Origin of the sequence: Rossellomorea aquimaris, assembly GCF_020171925.1 — a bacterium.
GTDB lineage: Bacteria > Bacillota > Bacilli > Bacillales > Bacillaceae_B > Rossellomorea > Rossellomorea aquimaris_F.
Genome location: NZ_JAIVAR010000003.1, coordinates 266,085 through 290,996, shown reverse-complemented (window position 1 = coordinate 290,996; position 24,912 = coordinate 266,085). Strand labels below are relative to the sequence as shown.

21 protein-coding genes and 1 riboswitch are annotated in these 24,912 nt (G+C 47.0%); of the genes, 15 read left to right on the top strand and 6 right to left on the bottom strand.

All coding sequences use genetic code 11. The features are described from left to right. Window positions 1-13: 13 nt before the first annotated feature. Window positions 14-1,342 carry an aspartate aminotransferase family protein gene (locus LCM10_RS12765; RefSeq protein ID WP_224876655.1) on the bottom strand — a complete coding sequence of 443 codons (1,329 nt, stop codon included), beginning with the start codon at window positions 1,340-1,342 and terminating at the stop codon, window positions 14-16. 287 nt (window positions 1,343-1,629) lie between these two features. On the opposite strand from LCM10_RS12765, the gene LCM10_RS12760 reads away from it, so the two are divergent. Continuing rightward, a complete protein-coding gene (locus tag LCM10_RS12760) occupies window positions 1,630-2,529 on the top strand; it encodes a LysR family transcriptional regulator (RefSeq protein WP_224876654.1) in 900 nt (299 codons plus the stop codon). Window positions 2,530-2,747: 218 nt separating this feature from the next. Here LCM10_RS12760 and LCM10_RS12755 read toward each other — a convergent pair whose 3' ends face one another. Beyond that, the gene (locus tag LCM10_RS12755) at window positions 2,748-3,314 is read right to left on the bottom strand and encodes a TetR/AcrR family transcriptional regulator (protein WP_224876653.1); all 567 of its coding nucleotides are present in this window, start codon (window positions 3,312-3,314) and stop codon (window positions 2,748-2,750) included. Window positions 3,315-3,474: 160 nt separating this feature from the next. Between LCM10_RS12755 and LCM10_RS12750 the strand changes: the two genes are divergently transcribed. From LCM10_RS12750 to LCM10_RS12735, 4 genes are all read left to right on the top strand, one after another. Then, a complete protein-coding gene (locus tag LCM10_RS12750; protein WP_224876970.1) occupies window positions 3,475-5,532 on the top strand; it encodes an efflux RND transporter permease subunit in 2,058 nt (685 codons plus the stop codon). A 2-nt stretch (window positions 5,533-5,534) separates the two neighbouring features. Then, the gene (locus LCM10_RS12745) at window positions 5,535-7,331 is read left to right on the top strand and encodes a YhgE/Pip domain-containing protein (RefSeq protein WP_224876652.1); all 1,797 of its coding nucleotides are present in this window, start codon (window positions 5,535-5,537) and stop codon (window positions 7,329-7,331) included. Window positions 7,332-8,286: 955 nt separating this feature from the next. Next, window positions 8,287-8,685, top strand: a complete 399-nt coding sequence (locus LCM10_RS12740) for a DoxX family protein (RefSeq protein WP_224876651.1) — start codon at window positions 8,287-8,289, stop codon at window positions 8,683-8,685. A gap of 24 nt (window positions 8,686-8,709) precedes the next feature. Then, window positions 8,710-9,648 (top strand): ring-cleaving dioxygenase, encoded by a 939-nt coding sequence (locus LCM10_RS12735; RefSeq protein WP_224876650.1) that lies wholly within the window; start codon window positions 8,710-8,712, stop codon window positions 9,646-9,648. A gap of 138 nt (window positions 9,649-9,786) precedes the next feature. On the opposite strand, the gene LCM10_RS12730 is transcribed toward LCM10_RS12735, so the two are convergent. Then, on the bottom strand, window positions 9,787-10,224 hold the full coding sequence (locus tag LCM10_RS12730; RefSeq protein ID WP_224876649.1) for a peptide ABC transporter substrate-binding protein: 438 nt from the start codon (window positions 10,222-10,224) through the stop codon (window positions 9,787-9,789). A gap of 280 nt (window positions 10,225-10,504) precedes the next feature. Between LCM10_RS12730 and LCM10_RS12725 the strand changes: the two genes are divergently transcribed. Together LCM10_RS12725 and LCM10_RS12720 are read left to right on the top strand one after the other, a co-directional pair. After that, complete coding sequence (locus tag LCM10_RS12725) at window positions 10,505-11,626, top strand: NADH-dependent flavin oxidoreductase (RefSeq protein ID WP_224876648.1); 1,122 nt, start codon at window positions 10,505-10,507, stop codon at window positions 11,624-11,626. 145 nt (window positions 11,627-11,771) lie between these two features. Then, window positions 11,772-13,133, top strand: a complete 1,362-nt coding sequence (locus LCM10_RS12720) for a TrkH family potassium uptake protein (protein ID WP_224876647.1) — start codon at window positions 11,772-11,774, stop codon at window positions 13,131-13,133. Window positions 13,134-13,187: 54 nt separating this feature from the next. Here the strand turns inward: LCM10_RS12720 and LCM10_RS12715 are convergent, their stop codons facing one another. Both LCM10_RS12715 and LCM10_RS12710 read right to left on the bottom strand, forming a co-directional pair. Further along, window positions 13,188-13,487: a DMT family transporter gene (locus tag LCM10_RS12715; protein ID WP_224876646.1), complete on the bottom strand. Its 300-nt coding sequence runs from the start codon at window positions 13,485-13,487 to the stop codon at window positions 13,188-13,190. A 3-nt stretch (window positions 13,488-13,490) separates the two neighbouring features. After that, window positions 13,491-13,826, bottom strand: a complete 336-nt coding sequence (locus LCM10_RS12710) for a DMT family transporter (RefSeq protein WP_224876645.1) — start codon at window positions 13,824-13,826, stop codon at window positions 13,491-13,493. Between the two features lie 137 nt (window positions 13,827-13,963). On the opposite strand from LCM10_RS12710, the gene LCM10_RS12705 reads away from it, so the two are divergent. Continuing rightward, window positions 13,964-14,797 carry a LysR family transcriptional regulator gene (locus LCM10_RS12705; protein WP_224876644.1) on the top strand — a complete coding sequence of 278 codons (834 nt, stop codon included), beginning with the start codon at window positions 13,964-13,966 and terminating at the stop codon, window positions 14,795-14,797. Window positions 14,798-15,162: 365 nt separating this feature from the next. Here the strand turns inward: LCM10_RS12705 and LCM10_RS12700 are convergent, their stop codons facing one another. After that, on the bottom strand, window positions 15,163-15,936 hold the full coding sequence (locus LCM10_RS12700; protein ID WP_224876643.1) for a TerC family protein: 774 nt from the start codon (window positions 15,934-15,936) through the stop codon (window positions 15,163-15,165). Window positions 15,937-16,168: 232 nt separating this feature from the next. On the opposite strand from LCM10_RS12700, the gene LCM10_RS12695 reads away from it, so the two are divergent. The 7 genes from LCM10_RS12695 to LCM10_RS12665 all read left to right on the top strand — a co-directional run bounded on the left by LCM10_RS12695 (window position 16,169) and on the right by LCM10_RS12665 (window position 24,547). Further along, complete coding sequence (locus LCM10_RS12695; RefSeq protein WP_224876642.1) at window positions 16,169-16,693, top strand: GNAT family N-acetyltransferase; 525 nt, start codon at window positions 16,169-16,171, stop codon at window positions 16,691-16,693. A gap of 277 nt (window positions 16,694-16,970) precedes the next feature. Then, entirely contained in the window at window positions 16,971-18,623 is a 1,653-nt protein-coding gene (gene abc-f / locus LCM10_RS12690; protein ID WP_224876641.1) for a ribosomal protection-like ABC-F family protein, read from the top strand. Between the two features lie 423 nt (window positions 18,624-19,046). After that, window positions 19,047-19,880 carry an SDR family NAD(P)-dependent oxidoreductase gene (locus tag LCM10_RS12685; protein WP_224876640.1) on the top strand — a complete coding sequence of 278 codons (834 nt, stop codon included), beginning with the start codon at window positions 19,047-19,049 and terminating at the stop codon, window positions 19,878-19,880. Between the two features lie 116 nt (window positions 19,881-19,996). Beyond that, window positions 19,997-20,425: a DUF6526 family protein gene (locus LCM10_RS12680; protein ID WP_224876639.1), complete on the top strand. Its 429-nt coding sequence runs from the start codon at window positions 19,997-19,999 to the stop codon at window positions 20,423-20,425. Between the two features lie 59 nt (window positions 20,426-20,484). Further along, the gene (locus LCM10_RS12675; RefSeq protein WP_224876638.1) at window positions 20,485-21,411 is read left to right on the top strand and encodes an ABC transporter ATP-binding protein; all 927 of its coding nucleotides are present in this window, start codon (window positions 20,485-20,487) and stop codon (window positions 21,409-21,411) included. Next, a complete protein-coding gene (locus tag LCM10_RS12670; protein ID WP_224876637.1) occupies window positions 21,408-22,499 on the top strand; it encodes an ABC transporter permease in 1,092 nt (363 codons plus the stop codon). Before LCM10_RS12675 ends, LCM10_RS12670 begins: the two co-directional genes overlap by 4 nt. A gap of 236 nt (window positions 22,500-22,735) precedes the next feature. Then, on the top strand, window positions 22,736-24,547 hold the full coding sequence (locus LCM10_RS12665; RefSeq protein WP_224876636.1) for a sulfatase-like hydrolase/transferase: 1,812 nt from the start codon (window positions 22,736-22,738) through the stop codon (window positions 24,545-24,547). Window positions 24,548-24,653: 106 nt separating this feature from the next. Then, window positions 24,654-24,829: riboswitch (Lysine riboswitch) on the top strand. The last annotated feature ends 83 nt before the right edge of the window (window positions 24,830-24,912 follow it).

The window sequence follows — 24,912 nt, the reverse complement described above, 5'->3', positions numbered from 1 at the left end:
TATATTCCCCCTTTTATATGAGTTGCTCCGTTTCTTTCGGTAAAATCTCTTGTTCATATTCTGTCAGTGCTTCATCAAGCAAGGCGATGCCGATGTCGAGGTGTTCCTTGTCGATCGTGAGCGGCGGCATCATGCGGATGACTTCCCCTTGGTTCCCACTCAAATAGAAGATGACGCCTTTCTCCAAGCAATTCTCGAGAATCTTCATCAAACCCTCACCATTCGGTTTTCCGGTAAAGGGGTGGATAATTTCAATCCCGAGCATCAACCCTATACCACGGACTTGTCCGAGGGATGGATGTTTCTCTTTCAGTGCAAGCAGCCGGCTTAAGGCATAGTCTCCTAAACGTCTTGCATTTTCAATCAGCCCCTCATCCTTCATCACATCGATCGTGGCACACGCTGCTGCACAGGCGACTGGATTTCCACCGAATGTCGTACTGTGGCTGCCGACGGTCCACTGCTCCATTAGCTCTTTGGAGGAGACAGTGGCGCTGAGAGGTAAACCACTCGCAATCCCCTTGGCGATCGCCATGATATCCGGCGTTACGCCAAAGCGGTTGGCAGCAAACCAATCACCCGTCCGGCCAAAGCCCGTCTGGACTTCATCAAAGATGAGCAGGATCCCATGATGGTCACAGATCTCACGGATTTTTTGCAGCCAAGCCCGAGGTGGGATGACATATCCGCCTTCACCAAGCACTGGCTCAAGAATGACGGCTGCCACTTCATCCGGTGCGACCTGATGATTGAATAATCGTTCGAAATCTTTCTCGACTTGCTCCGACCAATACTCATCATGGTCCAGTCCAGGAGGTGTTTCCGTTAGTTGAGCATAGGGTAATTGATAGGTCATGTTGGCTCCGACCGGTAAATGTCTCCGGTACTTACTCTTTGAAGTGGTCAGGCTGAGCGCGCCCATCGTCCTTCCGTGGAATCCACCAAGAAATGAAACGACATAATGCCTCTTGGTCACATGCCTTGCTAATTTAACGGCCCCTTCAATAGCTTCTGCACCACTGTTCCCAAAGAAAAAACAATCCAAAGGGTCTGGTAAAAGCGCTTTCAATTTTTTAGCCAACTGGATGATCGATTCGTAATTGATGATTCCAATTGGGCCATGAACCAGCTGGTCTACTTGATCTTTGATGGCGGCAATCACTTTCGGATGTCTGTGGCCAGTGTTTTCCGTCGCGATGCCGGAAGTGAAATCGAGGTATTTTCGGCCATCGGCACCTATATAGTAGTAACCTTCTGATTTCACAACAGGAAGGTTCGGGAAATCTTTTGCCATTGTAGGAGCGAGCAGTCCTTCCTCATTAATGGTTTTCCAATCTATCATACCATCATCCCCATTCAAAAATAATTAATGATTGAATTTTCCTATAATTCTTAAAAATGGTCAAACGCCGACTATTAATCTTTTTAATAGTTAAAAAAAGGAATATGTCACAGAGAGGGGATGTTTAGAGGGAGAATCTGGCCGAATACCTCCGTCATTTGACAGAATCAACCGCTCAAAAGATCCATCCTGTTGTATAGTAAGGTGAAGGGGTTAATAGAATCATTTAATAACTTTATGGATTCTTAACATTTTTTGAATACTTAATAGATAGAGCGGTGATGGGGATGGAATTACGAAAGTTAAAGACATTTCAAGTCGTAGCGGAAGAGTTGAACCTGACTAAAGCAGCGAAGAAACTAACCTACTCGCAGCCCACGATAACGCTGCAGATACAATCTCTTGAAAAAGAACTGAACCATACTCTTTTCACCAGGGTAGGAAAGAAGACGATGCTGACAACGGCAGGGATTAAATTAAAGAGCCATGTCGATGAGTTATTTAGGTTGATTGACAAGATGGAAAAAGAGATGGAAGAGCTGCGCGATCCGTCTGGTGTCCTTACCATTGCGGCATCAGAGTACTATTGTCAAATGCATCTGGCGACATTGATCAAGGAATATGCGGATGAATACCCTGAAGTGAAGGTCAGCCTTTTGCCGCTGAATAGCATCCATGCCATCCAAAGTGTGAGAGATGAAGTGGCCGACATCGCGGTCATAGCGAGTGAATGCGATGATGTTCATTTGGAGAAAACCTTTCTGGAAGAGGAACAGGCGTATGTAGTCGTTTCAACCAAGATCGGTCAGAGCCTTAGCTTCCAAGACATCATAAGCGAACATGCGTTTATCTCATATAATGAGGATTGTAGTTTCAGTAAAATCATAGCCCACTATTTCCAGGTTAGCGGCCATCGCCCCCAGTCGAAGATTACCGTAGGGGGGAGCGATGAAATGATTAAGCGTGCCGTGCTGAACGGAACAGGATATGCCATATTGGGGGAGAATGTCATCAAACAAGAGATTGCGGACGGCACCATCACCATTCTCGACCGAGTGCCTAATGCAATCATCACGTCAGCCATCAACGTAAAAACTCGTTCAGAAGAACCGAACATCATGACATTCTGTAAGTTTTTGAAGAATAGGTGGGACGCAGGGACTGGTTTGGTATCCCATCAGTCTTAAGGCTGTCTACCCCACGATATAGATACTGATTATCTATTAGATACGCAGACTGCTAAACGTGAATTGAGCCAAGGGGCATACTCCTTGGTTTTATTTGAATAGTCCTTTGCTCATTCATTGCAGGAAAGGACTACATCCCTTTGAACAAGTGGGGAATGTTCTGCCATACATAGCCCCAAAATTAAAGGGTTAATCTTCGAATTTCCATCCCGAACCTGTTATCGTAACCCCGACAATCCCTGATTGATAAACTGATGCAAAATCACTGCCATCTCACCAGGCGTCTTCTTCATCCCGTTCTCCAGCCAATTCTTGATCACATGAATACTCCCGCTCACCAGGAATATATTGATATATTCATACGTGTCCGGATCGACATTGCTGTTTGTGATCCAATTCTTGAAGATGAATTCATTGGTGATGCCCATCCCTTTTTTCAAAAAGTACATATCGGTATTCTCGCTCAGGAGGGTGTGGCAGATGCTGCTTTTTTCTGAGAGATATTCGAATAGCTTTTCAGTCATCTGAAGGGCTTCTTCTTGTTTGGAAAAATTGTATTGCCCCAGTGTTCCGACGAGGTCTTCGATGAATTCGTCCTCGATTGCTTCGAGTAGCTCGTATTGGTTGGAGTAGTGGGCATAATAGGTGGAGCGGTTGATGTCTGCACGTTCGCAGATTTCTTTAATGGTGATGCCGGAAATCGATTTTTCCTTAAGGAGTTCCAGTAGGCTTTCTTTTAAAACCATGCGGGTGTATTTTTTGCGTCTGTCCATTTTAGATGTCACGGCAGATGTTCCTTTCATCTATGATTTATGAGATATCCAACACACGCGCATGGACTGTTGAGTATCGAACACTCACTACACAACTGTCCGTTGAATATCCAACACGGTGTTTATTATAATGATAAGGTGAAAATGTGAGAGAGACAAGAGAGGATGAATGATGATAACTATTGCATCGTGGATCATAAAGCATAAGAAGGCTGTTCTCATTGCGTTTATGTTGGTGACGATCCTGTCAACGGTGGCGCAGTTCTTTGTTTCGGTCAATTATAATATGGTCGATTATCTACCTGATGATGCCCAGGCGACTCGCGCAATGGACATTATGGAAAAAGAGTTTACCGGGGCTGTTCCCGATACGAGGGTGATGGTACCTGATGTGTCGATACAGGAGGCTCTCGTCTATAAGGAAAAGCTCGAGGCGATCGATGGGGTATCGGATGTTATGTGGCTCGATGATATGGTCGATTTGAAGACGCCGCTTGAAGTCGCGGATAAAGAGACGGTCGAGAATTACTATAGAGATCACAATGCGTTATTTTCCATCAGTGTCCGTACCGGGGATGAGGTCCGGATCACGGATGAGATCTATGAGCTGATCGGGGAAGACGGGGCGATTGCCGGGGAAGCGGCCAATACGGCGAATTCCCAGAAGATGGCCGGAAATGAATCTATGTACGCGGGAATGCTCCTCGTTCCACTGATCATTTTGATCTTGGTTGTTTCGACTACTTCGTGGGTCGAGCCTCTGTTTTTCCTGACAGCGATCGGGGTATCGGTGTTGATCAACCTTGGAACGAATATCTTCCTTGGGGAAGTATCGTTCGTCACACAGTCGGTGGCGCCGATCCTGCAGCTTGCAGTGTCGCTTGATTATGCAGTGTTCCTGCTGCACAGCTTCCAGGATTACCGGAAGGAAACCGATGATCCGGAAGAAGCGATGAAGCTCGCGATGAAAAAGTCGTTTCCTGCCATCACGGCAAGTGCGGCGACGACGTTCTTTGGATTCATCGCACTGACGTTCATGAAGTTCCAGATCGGGTCTGATCTCGGGGTGAACCTGGTGAAGGGGATCGTCCTGAGTTTCATCAGCGTAATGGTGTTCCTGCCGGCGCTGACACTTGTTTTCTATAAATGGATGGATAAGACGAAGCATAGAAGCTTTGTGCCGGACTTCAGGGGAATCGGGAATAAGGTGTTAAAACTGAAGGTGCCGAGTCTGATCTTAGTCTTCGCCATCCTTGTTCCTGCGTTTCTCGGGCAGACGAACACGAAATTCATATACGGCTCGGGTGAAGTACCGGAGGACACGCGTGTAGGAAGTGATTTTAAGAAGGTCGAAAAGGCATTCGGTGAAATAACGCCAATCGTCCTGCTGGTCCCCAAGGGTGATATGGCAAAAGAGAAAGAGCTTGTGGAGGAGATCGAAAATCTCGACTATGTAACGGGTGTCATGGCGTATGTGAACCAGGTCGGGACCGAAATCCCGCCTGACTACCTTGATCCGTCCATAACGGATGAATTTTATTCTGAGAATTACAGCCGGATTGTGATCAATACGAATCAGGGGACGGAAGGCAAGGTCCCTTTTTCCATCGTAAAAAAGGTGAAGCAGGACGCTTCCGAGTATTATGGGGATGAAGCACTGTTGCTCGGGGAAAGCGTGACGCTTTACGATATCAAGAATACGGTCACAAAGGATAATGTGGTCGTGAATGTGCTGACGGTCGTGACGATTGCGCTCGTGCTGCTGCTCAGCTTCAAGTCGATTTCGATTCCTGTGGTGCTGCTCATCACAATCGAAGCAGCCGTCTGGATCAACCTGTCGATCCCATACTTCACGAATACGTCACTCGTGTTCGTCGGCTATTTGATCATCAGTACGGTGCAGCTGGCCGCAACGGTCGATTATGGGATCCTATTTACGGAGGCCTATACCCATTATCGCAAGGAAATGCCTGCAAAAGAGGCCATGGTCAGGACGCTTGATGAAAAAACGTTCTCGATTTCAATTTCGGCGGCGATCCTATCCAGTGTCGGTTTTATTCTTTGGATCACCTCCTCCAATCCGATCGTCGGATCGATCGGTCTGCTGATGGGCAGGGGGGCACTGCTTGCCTTTATCATGGTGCTCTTCGTCTTACCGGCGATGCTGTTGGCATTCGATAAAATCATTAAGAAAACAACGTATAAATCAAATTACTATGAGGAGAAATGATGATGAGAAAAAAACAATTGACGACTAGTGCGCTTGCATTGATGATCATCTTGCCCTCATTTCTGAGTGTGCCTGCCGAGGCGGCGACTGAAGGGAAGGTGTCATCGAAGGATGAAGTGGTCTATGCGACGCTTGATGCGGATGGCAACCTGGATCATATCTATGTCGTGAATACCTTTGAGGTGGAGCGTGCGGGAAAGATCCTCGACTACGGACAGTACAAGAACGTCAAGAACCTGACCGATCTGAGTGAAGTCGAACAGGAGGGGCAGGAAGTCAAGGCTGATGCCCCTGAAGGAAAGTTCACGTATCAAGGGAATATGGAAGAAGGAACCGAACTGCCGTGGGATGTTTCAGTGTCATATACATTGGATGGAAAAGAAGTGGACCCGACCTTACTTGCAGGGAAAAGCGGACATCTTGAAATCATGATCGATACGGCTAAAAATACTGGTGGCAACCCGGTATTCTATGAGAACTATTTAATGCAGGTGTCATTGAGCCTGCCGAATACGTATGAAAACATCGAAGCGGCTGACGGGATGGTGGCAAACGCAGGAAAAAATAAACAGATCACATTCACCGTCTTGCCTGGAAAAGAAAAGAAATTGTCGGTTGAAGCGGATGTTAAGGACTTTGAGTTCAAAGGAGTCGAGCTTGCCGCAGTCCCGTCCACGCTTCCGATTGATGCAACGGGGACAGAGGGGATGACCGGGGATCTGTCGGAGCTCTCGGATGCCATTGGAAAGTTGAATGACGGTGTGGCAGAGCTTGAAAATGGCGTATCCCAGCTGAACAACGGTGCTGCAAGCCTTCGGGATGGATCATCCCAATATCGCAGTGGCATCGGTGAACTGAATGGGTCATCCTCCCAGCTTGTCGGTGCATCAGGCTCCATTAAGGAAGCATTGGCGGCAATCAATCAGTCGCTCTCAAGTCAATCAGCGGGAGCGGACTTATCAAGCTTGAATGAATTGCCGGCAGGGCTTGAGAAATTAGCGAATGGTCTAAAAGAAACGGCCAACGGCATGAGAACTTTGCGCGATAATTATTCACAAGCATTTGCGGCATTGGACGGGGCAATCAAAGAGATCCCGGCAAGTCAAGTGACGGAAGAAGAGATCGCTGCGCTGCGTAATAGTGCAGCGAATAAGGAAGTCGTGGATAAACTGGCAGCGTCCCACCTAGCTGCGCAAAAGGTGAAAGGAACGTATGCCAGCGTGAACGGGGCGTTCGCAGCTGTGGAACCTTCCCTGAACCAAATGAGCGGGGCGGTCACTGAAATCAGTGGACAGTTGACGGCCATCTCCACTGACCTGTCTGCTTCGTTAAAAGATACAAATTTGAACGGCCTTGCAGAGCTCCAAAAAGGGCTGGGTCAATTGTCGGCTAAATATGGAGATTTTCATTCTGGACTGGTGGGCTACACTAATGGAGTCGATCAGCTCGCCTCTTCGTATGGAAAGCTGCACTCGGGTATCACTGAACTTGCAGGCGGAACAAGCCAGCTCAAAAATGGGGTAAGCGAACTTCATGATGGCACGACTGAACTCTACCAAGAAACAAAAGACCTGCCGGAGAAGATGCAGGCGGAAATCAATAAAATGATGGATGAATACGACAAATCCGACTTCAAACCCGTATCGTTCGTTTCTGAAAAAAATGAAAAAGTATCTTCCGTCCAATTTGTGATCAAGACAGAAAGCATCGAGAAGGAAGAGAAGAAGGTGAAGAAGGCGGAACCTGAAAAAGAGAAAGGATTCTGGGAGTTGTTTTTGGATTTGTTTAAGCAAGGGTAGGTTGTGGGAATGGTGGTTGGTTGATTTGGTTGAGCCAGGCTCGATAAGAGTGGTTTGAGCCAGGCACGATAAGAGTGGTTTGAGCCAGGCAGGATAAGAGTGGTTTGAGCCAGGCACGATAAGAGTGGTTTGAGCCAGGCAGGATAAGAGTGATTTGAGCCAGGCTCAATGAGAGTGATTTGAGCCAGGCTCAATGAGAGTGATTTGAGCCAGGCTCAATGAGAGTGATTTGAGCCAGGCACGATAAGAGTGGTTTGAGCCAGGCACGATGAGAGTGGTTTGAGCCAGGCACGATGAGAGTGGTTTGAGCCAGGCAGGATAAGAGTGGTTTGAGCCAGGCAGGATAAGAGTGGTTTGAGCCAGGCTCGATGAAAGTGATTTGAGCCAGGCTCAATGAGAGTGATTTGAGCCAGGCTCAATGAGAGTGATTTGAGCCAGGCTCAATGAGAGTGATTTGAGCCAGGCTCGATAAGAGTGATTTGAGCCAGGCTCAATGAGAGTGATTTGAGCCAGGCTCGATAAGAGTGATTTGAGCCAGGCACTGATCGTTATGGTTGTACCTAGTCCAAATGACTCTAAACATCCCCCGGTTACAAACAGGTACCCCTGTTCTTGAACAGAAATAAACGGTGGCAGGCACAAAAAACCTAGTTTGTGCCTGCCACCCGAAGAAGGGAACCAACGAAAAGTCAGCTGTTCGGGATCACCTCCGAATGGCTGTCTTTTTGTTTGGAAAAAAATAATTAAATAGCCCATTGACGAAAGAAGAGAGATGTTATATTATTATCTCATATTCAAGATATTTAATTTCGAGATAAATGATTGGGGGCAATAATCGAAACGTATCGAGCAAGAATGGCCATATGAGAGTGGAGTATGTAATTAGTTAAAGCACAAAATTTTTTTAGTGTAATATCTCGAATTCGAGATAAAAAGCGATCAGGAGGAATAAAACATGATAAATGCAGGTTTGCTACTTATTCGTTTAGTCATTGGGGTATTGTTCATCGGACATGGTGCGCAGAAGTTGTTCGGTTGGTTCGGGGGACATGGATTGAAGGGAACTGGTGGATGGTTCGATTCAATGGGGATGAAGCCTGGAGTGACGCTGGCGCTTCTTGCAGGATTGTCTGAGTTGATCGGAGGATTTTTGTTTGCGGTCGGTCTGTTGACTCCACTTGCTGGGGTTTTGATTGCGGCGACAATGTTGATGGCGATTGTGAAGGTACACGGTCAGAATGGATTATGGGTGACATCGAATGGATATGAATATAATCTGACGCTGCTTGCAGTGGCCATCGGGGTTGCGTTGATCGGTCCTGGTCAATATGCGCTGGATGCAGTCTTGTTTTAAACGTTCACTAAAGGAGTGATGGTCATGGATAAGAAAACGATGGGGATTCATCATATTACGGCGATTGTCGGTCATCCTCAGGAAAATGTGGATTTTTACGCGGGGGTTCTCGGACTGAGGCTCGTAAAGAAAACAGTGAACTTTGATGATCCGGGTACGTACCATCTTTATTTTGGAGATGATGGAGGGAAGCCGGGCACAATCATCACGTTCTTCCCTTGGGCAGGTGCACGGCAAGGTGTCATTGGAGACGGACAGGTAGGTGTGACTTCTTATGTCGTTCCGAAGGGGGCTGCTGCTTTCTGGGAGAAAAGGTTGAAGTCATTCCATATTCCGTTTACGAAAGTGGAGCGCTTTGGTGAAACATATGTGGAATTTGATGATCCACATGGCCTGCACCTGGAAATCGTTGAAAGGGAGGAAGGTGAACTTAACGGCTGGAGCTTTGCAGGTGTAACGCCCGATGTGGCAATCAAAGGATTCGGTGGAGCGACGTTACTTTCTTCAGAGCCTGACAAGACGGCTGGACTCCTTGAAGAGGTGATGGGTCTTGAGTTCGTCGGAAGGGAAGGGGATATTGCGCGTTATCGTTCTTCATCTGATATCGGGAACGTCATTGATTTGAAGATGACACCGATCGGCCGCGGTCAAATGGGGGCGGGGACCGTCCATCATATTGCCTGGAGGGCGCATGATGACAGCGACCAGCTCGAGTGGCGGAAGGTCGTAGCAGATCATGGATACGGTGTGACTCCTGTCATCGATCGGAATTATTTTAATGCGATCTATTTCAGGGAAGAAGGCGGCATCTTGTTTGAGATCGCGACTGATCCGCCAGGGTTCGCTCATGATGAATCACAAGAGACGATGGGAGAGGGGCTTATGCTTCCTGAGCAGTATGAAAAGCATCGTAAGGAGCTTGAGAATGCGCTCATCCCAATTGAGGTAAGGGAACTGGATTGATGGCAGGACGCTATGGAGCACGAATCTAGAAAAACAAGATGTGTAAGAACCCAAATGCTTGAACAATGAGCAATTGGGTTCCTTTCTATTTAACTAACCCAAGTTATAATAACTTCCTTTGTTTTCCATTCGTTATCTTCATGATGAACGGTTACCTGTACCCCTATAGCCCCCTAAGCCGGAACGGTACTTTGACCCTTCAAGCACTACCTCGTTAGTAAAGGTTACATCAACTTTTTCGATTTTGAGAAGGACACCGTCCAAAGCCATTGTTTCTTCATTATACAATCCTTGTTCTTTCAGCTCTTCGAAAGTCGCTTCCATTATATCCACTTTGTATCTTTCCTTAAAATTGCTTAGCACTTGTTCTCTATCGCGTTCTTTGAAATGCTCGATCTGACTCATATCGATGGCGATAAAGTCTATATGATCATTCAATGCTACATCCTCCTCCATTAAGGAGTTTAATGCTACAGAATAGATTTCTCCCATATGGTCCTTGGGTTCCACCCCGGCGTTACAACCAGACAGCCAAATGGATACTACCAGCACGATACTAAAACAAATCCGGTTCAAGTCACCGCCTCCTTTTGTACAATAGACGAAAGTGTATCAGGTTCCGTTGCAGCTATTTTATAAAAAAGCAGACTTTGTGGTTTTTCAGGGAAAGCTTAGATATTTATTGCCCCCACTGAGAGTTGACCTAGGATCCGATTCTTTTCCTCTTCCAACCGCATGTTTCCCTACAAGAAAAGCCACCATATAGAAAGGTTCGGCACATCCGTTAAGCAGATGAATAGTCAAATGATCCTCGATCTACTATGATATCCCTGAACAACTAAAAGGAGGCACACCCATGAACGAAAACTATAAAGAATTATTAACACCATATACATTTAAAAATGGAGTACAGCTGAAAAATCGCATCATCATGGCTCCGATGACGAACTTTTCTTCGGATGATGAAGGCAATGTGACGGATGCGGAGCTTGACTATTATGCACGCCGTTCGAAGGATGTGAGCATGGTCATCACAGCGTGTACGTATGTGACGCCAAACGGGAAGGGATTTCCTGGAGAGTTCGGAGGGGATTCCGATGAAATGATCCCGAGCCTTGAGCGTCTGGCGAAAACGATCAAGGAGCAAGGGGCGAAGGCAGTTCTTCAAATTTTCCATGGTGGAGTACAGTGTCCCCCGGATCTCGTTCCGGATGGTGACGTGGTAAGTGCAAGTGACGTAGCAGGAGAAAACGGTCAGAAAAAGGCAAGAGGTCTTTCCGAGAAAGAAGTGGAGGAAATCATTGAAGCGTTCGGTGAGACGACGCGCCGTGCAATTGAAGCGGGATATGACGGTGTGGAGATTCACGGAGCGAATGGTTACTTGATTCATCAATTCTTCTCCCCGATGACGAATCAGCGTGAAGACCGTTTCGGCGGCAGCCTTGAGAAGCGGATGGCGTTCCCGCTTGCCATCGTCGATAAAGTGAAAAGTGTAGTGGCTGAGCACGCCGACCCATCATTCCTTGTCGGTTATCGTTTCTCCCCTGAAGAGCCGGAAGACGAAGGGTTCTCAATGGGGGATACGCTGTCACTGGTTGATGCGCTGGCTGACAAGGAGCTTGATTATCTGCATGTGTCGCTATTTGAATTCTTCTCGAAACCAAGAAGGGACGTTGAGGATCTCGAGAAGCCCCGCATGGAGTATCTTCTGGAAACAATCGACGACCGCACGCCCCTAATCGGTGTAGGCTCGATTTATACGGCAGAAGATGCCCGTAAAGCATTCGAGACGGACGTGCCGTTACTTGCACTCGGCCGCGAGCTCATCATCGATCCCGACTGGGTCGAGAAGATTGCAGAAGGCAGGGAAGACGAGATTGTGACGGAAATTGATAAAAGCAAACAGAAGGAATTGGTGGTGCCAGATCCACTGTGGAATGCGATCATCAATACACCTGGCTGGTTCCCTGGTGTGTAAGAATGGAAGTGAAATGCCCTGCGAAAGCAGGGCATTTTTTTTATGGGATCGATCGTCACCCATGGTGGGGCCTGTCGAAACCAATGTCCTTGTCTGCCACAATCTGTTATACTATACCCATCAAATAGCAAGGTTGTGTGAAGCAGTGGAACTTACAAGGGAAAATGCAAGGTTTTGGAACAGATTGACGTCTGTCCAGGTCATTGTTTTATTTTATACAGCAGCCGTGGTCATCTCCACGACATTACTTAGCATGCCGATTGCCCACAGGCCCGGGATGAAATGGTCTTTCATCGATGCACTGTTTACATCTGTGAGCGCGATCAGTGTCACGGGGTTGACGGTGGTATCGACCTCGGATATGTTCAGCACGACTGGATATTTCATTCTTGCCTTCATCCTTCAGTTTGGCGGGATCGGCATCATGACGCTCGGTACGTTCATCTGGATTTTGTTCGGGAAGAAGATCGGGCTCAAGGACCGTCAGTTGATTATGACCGATCAGAATCGTTCGACGTTTTCTGGCCTGGTGAAACTGATGAGGCAGATCCTCATCATTGTGCTGGCGATCGAGGCAATCGGCGCCTTCATTTTAGGGGTCTATTTTCTGGATTTCTTTCCGACATGGGAAGAGGCGTTCATCCAAGGCTTCTTCGCATCGGTCAGTGCCACCACGAATGCAGGATTCGATATTACAGGGAACTCATTGATCCCTTTCGCGAATGACTACTTCGTTCAATCAATCAACATCATTCTACTCATATTGGGTGCCATCGGATTTCCTGTCCTGATTGAGTTGAAGGAATGGTTCACTCACCGGGGATCGACCCCATACCGCTTCACTTTATTTACAAAATTGACGACGTTGACGTTCTTCATCCTGGTTTTACTAGGGACGCTATTCATCCTTGTGTTTGAAAGCCATCATTTCTTCATTGGAAAGTCATGGCATGAATCGTTCTTCTACGCATTGTTTCAGTCCGTTTCGACGAGGAACGGCGGACTCGCGACCATGGACGTGAGTGAGTTCTCAGCACCAACGCTCTTATTCATGAGCGGACTCATGTTCATCGGGGCATCCCCGAGCAGTGTGGGCGGGGGGATCCGGACGACGACCTTCGCCATCATGATGCTGAGTATCTTCTTCTTCGCCAAAGGGAAGAACTCCATCAAGGTATTCGGCCGTGAAGTGGACCCGGAGGACATCCACCGGTCTTTCATCGTCATCACAACGGCCGTCTTCATCTGCTGTTCAGCCGTCCTAGCAATGACGTTCTTCCATCCGGAATTCAGCATTCTTGAAATCATCTTTGAAGTCACGTCTGCATTCGGTACGACAGGGCTTTCGATGGGAATCACATCAGAACTCGGCACGGCCGGAAAAATCATCATCATCGCCCTTATGTTCATCGGGAGGATCGGGATCTTCTCCTTCTTATTCTTGATTCGCGGTAAGACGGTGAATGAGAAGTATCACTATCCGAGGGAAAAAGTGATCATCGGATAATGTTTTTGTAATGTGGCGTGGAGCCCGGGATAGGATTCCGGGTTCCACGCTTTTTTATTTTAGTATCACGATTCCTACGATCACAAACCCGATATAAATGAACTTGGCCGGGTTTGCTTTTTCATTGAAAAAAAGAAGCCCAAACAGTGCCGTAATGGCAATCGATGATCCCGACCAAATAGCATACGCGATCCCGATTTCCATTGTTCGGACACTTAAGGAGAGAAAATAAAGGCAAAGTCCGATCAGCACAAAGGATGCTACACTGTACAAACGTTTTCGAAATCCTTCAGACAGTTTAACAGAAAGATTTCCTGCTGCCGCAAGCACCAGGGAAAGAAACAAATATCCCACGGTTTATGCACTCCTTTCTTTATCCGGTTGTAGAGTCAATCCAATGATCCCTGTGAAAATCAAGGCAAGTCCGATTCCTTTTTGAATAGACCATGATTCCTCGAACAGCATGAGTCCCAATAATGTGACGAGCACGGTACCACCGCCTGACCAAAGCGCATTAATAATTCCGATTTCATGATCTTTTGTAATCAAAATATAAAGAGCGACCGCGAGTGAATATGAAAGGATGACGATGACAGTCGCACTGAAATCAGTGAAGCCATCGGAATACTTTATGAACGTTGCTCCTGTGACCTCTGACACGATTGATATACCTAGAAGTAAATAGGTCTTCATTCATTAGTCCCTCCTGTATTTTTCGTATATTCACAGGATAAGTGAAAGGATGGGGGCGTAGGTACTTCTCATTTGTTATGAGGGTATAACGTGGGGTTATACTATAGTCAACAACATGCAGAATGGGAGTGACAGTAGTGCTACCGAGATTGAATGCTTTTATCAAAGTGGCAAGGAAAGGGAGTTTTACAAAAGCAGCAAAGGAATTATATATATCCCAACCTGCACTCAGTAAGCAAATGAAGCGTCTGGAAGAAGAATTGGGGTTTGCCCTTTTTGACAGAACTTCTTCAGGGGTGGAGTTGACCGAAAAAGGGGCAGGACTATACAAAGAACTGTCGCCACTATTTGAGAGGATCCATCACACCGTGAAACATTTTCAAAGCTCGGAAGAAATCCGTTTTGGATCGACGCCCATGATCACAACTTACTTCCTTCATGAGCATTATGAACGACTGCAGCACGCAAACTTTCGTGTAACGGAGGTTAAGGATGACAGTCAGGAGCTGTCACCTCTACTTGAAAAACGGCAAATTGATGCGGCGATCATCCAGGACATTCCCACTTACAAAACAGTTCCTTCCAGTCATCTCTTCACCGACGAGTTTTATGCTGCCATCCCGATTCAATCACCGTTCTCCTTGAAAAAAGAAGTGACAATAGAAGAATGCTTCACGTATCCGCAAATCATCCCTTCGCAGGGGGCACTCTCTGATAAAATCAGGGCGGTGATGAATGAACGGAACTTTGCGGGAGAGGTTGTTACGGCACAATACCATGCCATGGCAGGGCTTGTCTCATTGGGCGTCGGGATTGCCTATCTTCCTCACGTGATGGTACGCCAAATCGAATTCCGCGGTGTTGCTTTTTTACCGATCCAAGATTCTCCTTTTAAAAGGGAGATGTACCTGTGTGCACGCAATGAGAACTTATTGGCGTATGTGAAAGGCTTGTTGACAGGAGATAATTGATCGTTAGAAATGAGCTTACATGGGGGCTTGTGGTTGTGAGGTGAATTGGGAATCATGGATGGGTAGGGAGCGGAACAATCCCGATTTCCGTTGTTCCGATTGCTGTCGACGTTGCTAATTAGAATTGGTCGATCGTACACGTTTAGGAATAGATAATAAATTCTGTACCGTATTTCCTGAAAGTGAATCGTCAGTTCTATTGTTTGGAGCATATTCTGGTGTCTGGCAAGATGAACCGATAAAGATAGCAGTACTCCCTTTTAGAATATAAAAGTGTACAGATGCTGCTCATTTTTACCATAAAAAAAAGCTGCCGATTAGATCGACAACCTCATGCGTTACCTGCGACGACTCTCTTATGAACATTACCCGTTACTTTCTTCCGCTTTCTTGTTCCCCGGTGCAAACCAGCCCAACAAGGCAATCCCGATCAGAACTCCGTAGAAGATCAATGTCCAAACCGTGCTGTGTGGGAAATCATGATCTAAAATGTGGATGTCCTCATGAGCGAGCGTAATGACGGCCAGCTTCACCCCTACCCAGGCGACAATGGCGTAGGCCGTTGTTTCCAGCGCGGGACGGGTTTCCAGGAGCTGAACGAACCAGGTTGCTGCATACTTGATAAGGATCAATCCTGCAATCCCGCCGAGAATGACCACGAGGAATTTACCGCCGTCCATGCCTCCGAAATTACCGAGCGGTGAATCCGGAAGTCCTAGCGCCAGGGCAACGGCAGCGAGGATGGAGTCAATCGCAAACGCCAGGTCAGCGAGGGCAATCTTTCCGACAGTTGGCCAAAAGCCTTTACCGGCAGCCTCTTCTTCCGTTTCTTCCTGATTTTTTTCATTATCTTTCCCGAACTTCGCCTTGATGACATGCTTCAGTCCGAGATAAAGCAGATAAGCTGCACCGACCGCCTGGATCTGCCACACATTTGCGATGAACGAAATCGCAAAAAGAGCTCCGAAACGGAAAGCGAAAGCCAGGAAAATCCCGTATTTGATGGCTTTCTTTTTCTCATCTTCAGGAAGGTGTTTGGCAATGACGGCAAGAACCAGTGCATTATCCGCGGATAATAGTCCCTCCAGGCCGATCAAGATCAAGAGGGCCCATGCGTATTCCAACCAAATAGATTCCAATAGTAACTCTCCTTTATGTATCCAAAGTCATTCATCTACGATCATTTCTTGTGTTTATCTTGCCACGTATCCTATATCTGATACTTCTCAATTCTCGCGGTGAAATCGAATATGAATGAATGTTTATTATATTTCAAAATCGGGAGGAAATCCATCGGGAAGATGGGTATAATTTTACAAAGTTATTTATGGAAATATATGGTACAATCGTTAACTAAAGGAGGGACTTTTCGTGAAGGATCAATTGAAAATTAAAGAATATGAAGAAACGTACCAGAAACAGAACACGGATCTTATCCTACATATTCAGCAAGATGAGTTTAACATTCAGATCACTAAGGAAGATCAACCGGACTTGTTTCAAATCCCTTCGTTTTATCAGGCTGGAAAGGGGAACTTCTGGATCGCAGAGTTGAATGATAAAGTGGTCGGGACCATCAGCTTATTGGACATAGGTAATCATGGTTTGGCATTAAGGAAAATGTTTGTTGATAAAAATTACAGGGGATCTGAAATGCAACCGGCAAAATTATTATTGGACAAAGCAATCGATTGGGCACGAAATCATGCCATTAACACAATCTATCTTGGCACGACTCCACAGTTTTTGGCGGCACATCGTTTTTACGAGAAGAACGGCTTTGTGGAAATTGGACGAAGCGAGCTGCCTGCTGATTTTCCGATTGTGAAGGTGGATCGGGTATTCTATAAATTTGAGCTGGAGTATGCTCAAGTTCCAGTTTTGCCTGAATACTGAAAACCTTTGCATGTGGAATGAATATCATGGTATAGTGAATTTACTAATATATGACAGGAGTGATGGGTGGACGATGAAGAATTAATCTTATTTTCGAGGACATTTGAAATCAAATTTTCAAATCAACCAAAATAGGATTAGTCTGCCCATTTTTATACCATTGCCTTAGCTATTCTTTTGTATGGCTTTGTTTGTGCACGTGACGGTACGGCTGATCCTTCCAGAGATTCTGGGAGGATTTTTTTTGTCCTCCTTTTGATGAGAGGGGAAGAATTGTATGAGAGAAGTTATGAAATTATTGAATTTACGGTATGAGATCGGAAACCAGACTTTGTTTGAAGAAGTCAATGGAAGTGTACAGGAAGGGGATGTGATCGGGATCATCGGCCGGAATGGATCGGGGAAATCCACCCTCCTTCATATGATTTATGGAGATATTGAGCCGGTTGACGGTACGATTCAGTGGCTGCAGAGCGGAGTGAGCATGGAGTTGGTCGTGCAGGAAACTACGTCTCATTCTCCAGGAGCCATGTCGCCAGCTGAACGCAAGCTGTTGGAAAAGTGGCAAGTGCCCACGCATGAATATTCGCTGCTGAGTGGCGGTGAAAAGCTGAAGGCGAGACTCGCCAGGGGATTTGCTTCAAACACCGATCTCCTTTTACTGGATGAACCGACGAATCATCTGGATCAGGCCAGCTTGGAGCAGTTGAAAGAACAAATAAATGAATATAGGGGGACGGTCATTCTCATCTCCCATGATCGGTATTTTCTAGATGAAGTAGCGAAGAAAATCTGGTCACTTGAAACCGGGAAACTGATTGAACATAGCGGGAATTACTCGAGTTACATGGAAGCCCGCAAGCAGAAAAGACTGACGCAGCAGCGTGAATATGAAAAACAGCAGAAGATGGTGAAGCGGGTCGAGGACCAGATGAGGGAACTGACATCCTGGTCACAGAAGGCGCATGCCCAATCGACGAAGCAAGAAGGATACAAGGAACATTACCGGGTAAAGGCGAAACGGACCGACAGTCAGGTGAAATCGAAACAGAAAAGGCTTGAAAGGGAGCTAGAGAAGGCGAAGGTGGAAGAGGTCGAGGAAGAGCAAACCGTGAAGTTCTCACTGCATGCATCCCATAAAAAAGGGAAACGGTTCCTTGAAGTGAAGGACCTTGCCAAGGGCTTTGAAGGCCGAATGCTATTCAGTAAAGGTGCCTTTACGATCCAGCATGGTGAAAAGGTGGCAGTCACCGGCCCGAACGGAAGCGGAAAAACGACACTGTTGAAGGTGATCATGAATGTTGAAGATGCGGATGGAGACGTATGGGTTTCACCATCCGCTCACATCGGCTACCTGACGCAGGAAGTGTTCGATCTCCCGCTCGATGAATCACCCCATCAGCTTTTCGATAAAGAAACCTTTGAAGAAAGAGGAAAAGTCCAAACGCTGATGAAACACCTGGGATTCATGGCCACGCAGTGGAACGAGCCGATACGGCAAATGAGCATGGGCGAGCGGGTGAAGCTGAAACTGATGAAGTATATGCTCGAAGAAAGGGATGTATTGATCCTTGATGAGCCGACGAATCACCTGGACCTTCCGTCACGCGAGCAGCTCGAGGAGACGCTATCCCAGTATCACGGAACACTGATCATCGTCTCACATGACAGATATTTCCTTGAAAAAACAACGAATGTCAGCCTCGTGATCGAGAATGGCCGCATTCATAAGAAGTTGCAGGATGAGGCTCCCGTCCGGAATGACCAGGAAGAGTTGAAGCTGAAGCTTGAGACCGAACGGCAGGAAGTGCTTGGTCGCCTAAGTTTCATGGTGCCGGGGAATGCGTCCTATGCAGAGTTGGATCGGAAGTTTATGGAGTTGACGAAGGAAATCAATGCATTGACGTGGGATGGGGGTCGGGATCGGTAAAGGAAATTCGACATGAACGGCACGATTATCTGAGGGAAGGGTGGAATTATTGGATTAAAGGGCGTAATTATTTTTTTATAGGGTGTAATTAATTTAACGAAGGGTGCAATCCACGTTATAAAGGGCACAATCCATGAAACTAGCTATTGGAATCGGCTCGATATGGAAGTGATTCTCTAGGATAGGCAAAAATGAAAATTGAATAGAGGAACAATTAACGTAATTCCGGTGCAATCTATAAGAAAAGCGGTGCAATTAACCTAACTCCAGAACAATCTATGAAGAAAGCCCAAACATTAATAGAAATACAGGTTTAATTCCACCTCACACTACATTCCATTCCAAAAAAAATATTGCCAAACTTGATATCAACAATAGAACTGTATAATAGTACTATCATACAAAAAGAAGGGACTGGATTACATGAGATCTTTAGAAGGAAAAGTTGCCCTGGTCACTGGAGCGAGCAGGGGAGCGGGACGCGGGATTGCGATTGAGTTGGGAAAAGCGGGGGCCACTGTGTATGTAACCGGAAGGAGCACGAAGGGAAACTCGACCAAAGGATGGCGGGGTACGGTCGATGATACGGCAGCCGAGATCACCGCTGCAGGCGGGAAAGGGGTCGGCGTTCGATGTGACCACACCAAGGATGAGGAAACAGAGGCTCTCATTAATAGAATCCGTGAAGAACAAGGAAAGCTGGATATCCTGGTCAATAATGTGTGGGGAGCACATGACATCGGAGTCGAACCGGGTGCGTTCTGGGAACAGTCCCTTGCGAATTGGGATACGATGTTCACGGCTGGCGTGCGTGCGCAACTTGCGACAAATCATTATGCGATCCCCCTCCTTAGGGAGAATGAGAACGGACTGATCATTCATACGACGTTTTGGGACAAAGGGAAGTATACCGGACAGTTCTATTATGATCTCGCAAAAAATGCGCTTGTCCGCATGGCATATGGGCTTTCAAAGGAGTTGATGGAAGACGGCATAGCTGTGATGGCGGTTTCGCCTGGATTCATGAGAACGGAGCTTGTACTGGATCATTTTGGAGCAACCGAGGAGAACTGGCAGCAATTCGAAGACTTGGCTATGACCGAATCCCCTTTTTACATCGGACGTGCAATCGCGGCACTGGCACAAGATTCCGACGCGATGGATAAGAGCGGCTTGGTACTGAAAGCAGGTGACTTGGCGAAAGAATATGGATTCACCGACATTGACGGCCGTACGATCCCTCCATTTTCACTCTAATGATTCATACCCACACACACTTAGGAATACATTTCTTAAGTGTGTTTTTTTGTCTCTTTTGTCAGCCGGCTAGTAAACTGGTATATAATGAATCTATACTCTATGAGGAGGTACATATGAAACAGCAAAATGTAGAAAATCACGGTAAAATCGATCCGGTCTATCATTATGGGATTGCTTTATTATCGCTCGCGACGCTGATCTTGGCGATTGTGTACTTTGTGAAAAACATCGGCACTGAGACCTTGCTCAGCTTCATTGTCTTGATCGCTGCGTTTATCTTCCTGTTGATGATGGCAAAACTGAGATTATATGCGCTCAAGCTTCAGGACCGGATCATCCGGAATGAGGAGAATTTCCGTCATTATCGACTGACGGGCGAAGTGCTCGATCCAGATTTGACCTTGAAGCAGATCATCGCTCTACGATTTGCGCCAGATGAAGAGTTTCCTGGTTTGGTGAAACGGGCCATCTCGGAGAATCTGTCAGCGAAAGACATCAAGGGAGCAATCCGTAACTGGCGTGCAGATCATCATCGCGTATAGACCCTTGTGAACAGACCGCTCACGGATAGCGGTCATTTTTTTCTAGAAGGAGGCTTGTCATGACAAATGAAGTAATGGTTGATGTAAGAGGTCTAGTGAAAAGATATGGATCATTCACAGCCGTGAATGGAGTCACATACAGCGTACATAAAGGGGAAATATTCGGTTTGCTCGGTCCGAACGGTGCCGGGAAGACGACGACGATCGAGATGCTCGTCGGTCTCCGGAAGCCTGACGAAGGGACGGCGGTGCTCGCGGGGTATGATGTCCGGAAAGAAGTGAACGGTGTCAAGGAAGTGATCGGCGTCCAGCTTCAGTCGACGTCATTGTTCGAATTGTTGAAGGTCGAGGAAATCCTTCATTTATATGCAAGCTTCTATCCGCGTCATGTGAACATTGATGAATTGATAGAGGAGATGCTCCTGACTGAAAAGCGCAGGGATCGCATCAAGGGGTTGTCAGGCGGACAGAAGCAGAGGCTCGCGATTGCGCTTGCCCTCATTCATGATCCGGAGATTGTATTCCTTGATGAACCGACGACGGGACTTGATCCACAGGCAAGGAGGACCTTGTGGGATATCGTGCTCCGGCTGAAGGAGCGTGGGAAGACGGTGATTCTGTCCACGCATTATATGGATGAAGCCCATGTGCTCTGTGACCGCATCGGGATCATGGATCAGGGGGAGTTGATTGCCCTCGATACACCGGGTAACCTCGTGAAGATGCTGCAGTCGACGAGTACGATCGAATTTTATCTGAACGATCCTCCTGAAGAGGGATGGTTCATGAAGATGGATGGGGTCAAGGAAGCAGCCCTGAAGGATACGTTCGTTCAGCTGTATACAGATGATCTGCAGCAGGCGCTGACCTCGCTGATCGAGGTATCGTCTCAGCATGGTCTCGAAATCCGGGATCTTCAGACGCGACAAGCGACACTCGAGGATGTGTTCATCCATATGACAGGAAGGAGGCTGCGCGAATCATGAGGGCTTATTGGCAGTTGACGCTTGCACAATTACGCATATTTGCACGGAATAAACAGGTGATCTTCTTTACGCTCTTGTTCCCGGTCATCCTGATGGTGGCACTCGGATCCTTTGTCGGAGGAGGGAACTCCCTCTCTTTGACAGCCGGCGTCGTCGATAACGATGACACTTCCTCATCAAAGGAGTTAAAGGACTTATTTTATAAAAATGAAGGAGTCGAAACAGTCGACTTTGATGATGTAAAAAAAGGGAAAAAATCCGTTGAAGAAGGGGATATCCAGCTTCTCATTGAAATTCCCGAAGGATATGGGGAAAGCCTTAAAGCTGGTGACGGACCGTTCTCGGTACCGGTTTATTACAATGAGAAGAACCTGACTACAGCAGAGCTCGGTCTGACCGTGGTGAACGGGATCATCGACCAATACAGTAAGGAACTCGCCGATTACAAGCCACTGGTTACCGTTGAAAAAGTGGGCATCGAGGCGCTCAACATCCGCTATATCGATTTCCTTGTCCCCGGCATCGTGGCGATGATGATCATGAGTAACAACATGAACGGGGTTGCCGGTCAAATCTCAGCCTGGCGCGAACGGGGAATCCTTCGCAGAATGCAGGGGACGAGATTGAAGGCATCCACTTTCATCGCAGCCCAGATCACCGCGAGATTGTTGTTGAATGGGACGCAGGCGTTGCTTGTCGTATTGATTGCGAACCTCATTTTTAACATCAATGTTGTCGGTTCCTGGCTCGCACTGATCTTCTTTATCGTGCTCGGTACCCTCGCTTTCATGTCGATCGGCTTCATCATCGCAGGGATGGCGAAGAATCCGGAAAGTGCCGGACCGATCGCAGGGTTTGTTTCATTTCCATTATTGTTCCTCGGGGGTGTGTTCTTCCCGATCAACAATATGCCTGACTTTATCCAGCCGATCGTCAAGGTGTTACCAATCGCCCATTTAAGTTCGGCACTTCGTGAGACGATGAATCTTGGAACGCCGTTTTTTGAACTTGGAATGGAGACATTGGTCCTTGGTGCCTGGCTTGTCGGAGGGTTTGCGATTGCAAGTTGGGTGTTTAAGTGGGAGTAGATGAGGACCCGGAAGAATCTTGCGACGCCTAAGACAACGAACGACTATTTCAACATACGTGGTTCCCGGTGCGAGATGCTCCGGGAACTTTTTTTGAACCTGAAAAGACTTACCTTGCTCTCAATTGGCGTTCTATCCTAACAGTTATACGTCCCTTACCCGTTGCATAGTAGTGATAAAGGAGATAGCGGACTACCGGCAACTTCTCCAATTTCGAGGTTATTGGAGGTCGTGTGATGAAAAAATCACAAGGGGAGCACAAGGACAGCGGTCCGTTTCATAAAAAGCCCAATTTCTTGATCCTCATGGTGGACCAGGAACGTTACCCCGTTTCCTATGAGGGTGAAGAATTGAAGAAATGGCGCAGAAAGAACTTGGTTGCTCAGGAGCTATTAAAGCGGAATGGATTCGAATTCACCATGCATTATGCTGGAAGTACAGCGTGTTCACCGAGCAGGACCACATTTTATACCGGTCAATATCCTTCCCTTCATGGCGTCACGCAGACGAGTGGGGCAGCTAAAACGGCCTTTGACCCTGACATGTTCTGGCTTGACCAGAATACCGTTCCGACTTTCGGGGATTACTTCCGGACAGCCGGATACCGAACGTATTGGAAGGGGAAGTGGCATGCCTCCAATGAAGATATCATCATCCCCGGTACGAAGAATGCTTTTCCGAGCTACACGTCAACGGGAGTTCCTGATCCTGAAAGCGTAAAGAAGTATCGAGATGCCGACCGTTTGAATCCGTACGGTTTTTCCGGTTGGGTGGGACCTGAACCACATGGCTCTTCGCCTCGGAATTCGGGTTCGTCGGCAGCGATTGGGTTGAACGGGAGAGATGCGATTTACGCGGAGGAAACGATCGATCTTCTTCATTCTCTTGAAAAAGAAGAGGAAACGTCAACTTCATCACCGTGGCTGATTATGTGTTCATTCGTTAATCCCCATGATATTGCATTATTCGGAACTTTCTCAGAGCTTAGCCCGCTCTATGATTTCAATGTGGATCCATCTGTTCCAGACGTCCCACCGGCACCGACAGCCAAAGAATCCCTCCACACCAAACCAACTGCCCAGGAAAGCTACCGGATCACCTACCAAGAGGCGCTTCAGCCATTGAGGGACAGCTTGTTCTACAGGAGATTGTATTATTCGCTCCAAAAGCAGGCAGATCAGGATATGTTGAAGGTGTTCCAAGCACTCCAGGAGTCATGCTTCTATGACGATACCATCGTGATCTTCTTGTCGGACCATGGTGAGCTACTGGGGGCTCATGGGGGCTTATTCCAGAAGTGGTACAACACCTATGAGGAATCGATCCATGTACCGCTTATTATCCATAATCCAAAATTATTCCCAGAACGCAGTCAGACAGATATGATCACGAGTCACATCGACCTTCTTCCGACAATGCTTGGGTTGGCGGGGATCGATCCCTATAAAGCACAAAGGAAACTGAGGAAAGATCACACGGAAGTTCATCCACTTGTCGGAAGGGATCTCACCCCTTTATTGCAAGGTGATGAAACGTTCTTCCGTTCGAATGAACCGATTTATTTCATGAGTGATGACGATTTTACGCGTGGACCGAATCAAGTGACTGCAGCGGGCAGACCGTATACTTCGGTCGTCCAGCCGAATCATACCGAGGCGATCATCACGAGACTTTCAACAGGGAAACATGATACGTCCGAGGTGTGGAAGCTTACCCGCTACTTTGACAATCCACAGTTTTGGAGTAACCCGGACTGTGAAGATGTAACAACGACCCAGGTTTCCGAAAAAAGTACGTCCGCTGATACAGAATGCTCCTTATGCATCACGAAAACAAAGAAAATACCAGTGCCGGAACAATATGAACTCTACAACTTAACGGCTGATCCGCTGGAAGAGAAGAACCTTGCATATCCGGAATATGAAACACCTGAATCCATAGCCGTAAAAAACTTATTGATTTCTGCACTTGAAGAACAGTGCCGACAAAAAAGGTTATACCCTACGAGCGGGGATGTTCCCGGAAAGCCCTCCTGTAATTGTAAATAGTGCAGAAATCCGACTCAGCTTGAACGTTTGAAATATCATGGTTGAATCGTTTGACAACTTTTCCGATTCAATGCTATAGTAACGATACAAAAATTATAATTCACTCTCTGATAATAGAGGCGCGAGAATGAGGAGTAGCTTTCCTGAGGATGATGGATCCCGGGATGGAAAGTGAAAGGCAGATCGCCGAAACGGGAAGCAGCCTATCGGTTTCCTGTTGGGCTGGCATTGAATAAGTGTCAGACTGTCACAATGGTCACGTTGTGGAGAACTATTGAAGAGATGTTAATACAGAATTCTTCAGAACGTTCTTCGTTTTGATCAGGAAACCGTATGAGCATCGCTTCATACGGTTTTTTTTGTGT